General features: G+C 48.7%; 1 rRNA gene. It reads right to left on the reverse strand.

Annotated features, from left to right (window positions below):
• Positions 1-10 precede the first annotated feature (10 nt).
• Positions 11-1699, reverse strand: a 23S ribosomal RNA gene (locus tag JNO63_RS08560); the annotation flags it as partial.

Raw genomic sequence — 1699 nt, forward strand, 5'->3', positions numbered from 1 at the left:
AACAATATTTCCAGTCAAGATTAAAAGTTTAGTATCCATTAGCTTAATACATTACTGCACTTACACCTTGGACCTATCAAACGTATTTTCTTTACGTACTTTTAGAAATCTTATCTTGAGGGTTGCTTCGTACTTAGATGCTTTCAGTACTTATCAATTCCATACTTAGCTACCCAGCTATGCTCCTGGCGGAACAACTGGTACACCAGTGGTATGTCCATCCCGGTCCTCTCGTACTAAGGACAGGTCCTCGCAAATTTCTTACGCCCACGCTGGATAGGGACCGAACTGTCTCACGACGTTCTGAACCCAGCTCGCGTGCCTCTTTAATGGGCGAACAGCCCAACCCTTGGGACCTACTTCAGCCCCAGGATGAGACGAGCCGACATCGAGGTGCCAAACCTCCCCGTCGATGTGGACTCTTGGGGGAGATAAGCCTGTTATCCCCGGGGTAGCTTTTATCCGTTGAGCGATGGCCCTTCCATGCGGTGCCACCGGATCACTAAGTCCGTATTTCTACTCTGCTTGAGCTGTATCTCTCGCAGTTAAGCTCGCTTTTGCCTTTGTACTCTGCGAATGGTTTCCGTCCATTCTGAGCGAACCTTTGAACGCCTCCGTTACTTTTTAGGAGGCGACCGCCCCAGTCAAACTGCCCAACTGACAATGTCCTTTGCCCTGATTAAGGGTCAATGTTAGAATTCTGATATTAGAAGGTTGGTATCCCAAGGATGGCTTGGCGCATACTGGCGTACACGCGTCTTCGCCTCCCAACTATCCTGTACATCTAATCTCAAAATCCAATATCAGCCTACAGTAAAGCTCCACGGGGTCTTTCCGTCCTAGCGTGGGTAAGTCGCATCTTCACGACTACTACAATTTCACCGGATCCTTTGTTGAGACAGTGCCCAAATCGTTACACCTTTCGTGCGGGTCGGAACTTACCCGACAAGGAATTTCGCTACCTTAGGACCGTTATAGTTACGGCCGCCGTTTACTGGGGCTTAAGTTCTAGCCTTCGCTTGCGCTAAGCCTTCCCCTTAACCTTCCAGCACCGGGCAGGTGTCAGCTCCTATACTTCATCTTACGATTTTGCAGAAACTTGTGTTTTTGGTAAACAGTCGCTTGGGCCTGGTTTCTGTGGCCATATCGCTATGGCTCCCCTTCTCCCGAAGTTACGGGGACATTTTGCCGAGTTCCTTAACAAAGGTTCTTCCGCGCGTCTTGGTATTCTCTACCTCCCTACCTGTGTCGGTTTTGGTACGGGCGCTTTGGTCATCGATAGTGACTTTTCTTGGCAATTTGAAATCGGCTACTTCTCTACTCATGTTTTCGATACCTATCACACATTAGCTTTTTGATTAGCGGATTTGCCTACTAATCAGCCTTTGTGCTTAGACTGCCATCCATCGGGCAGCTTAGCTTATCCTCTTGCGTCATCACTTCTCTAATAGCGACTTTAAGCGGTACAGGAATATAAACCTGTTATCCATCGGCTACGCCTTTTGGCCTCGCCTTAGGTCCCGACTTTCCCTGAGGGGACGAGCCTTGCTCAGGAGTCCTTGGGGTTTCGACGGGGATGATTCTCACATCCCTTCTCGCTACTCATGCCAGCATTCTCTCTTGTATTAAGTCCACGCCTGCTTTCGCTTGGGCTTCTTCCCTAATACAATGCTCCTCTACCACTGATAGAGTATTTAAA

This window comes from Anaerococcus sp. mt242 (genome assembly GCF_016798225.1).
Classification (GTDB): domain Bacteria; phylum Bacillota; class Clostridia; order Tissierellales; family Peptoniphilaceae; genus Anaerococcus.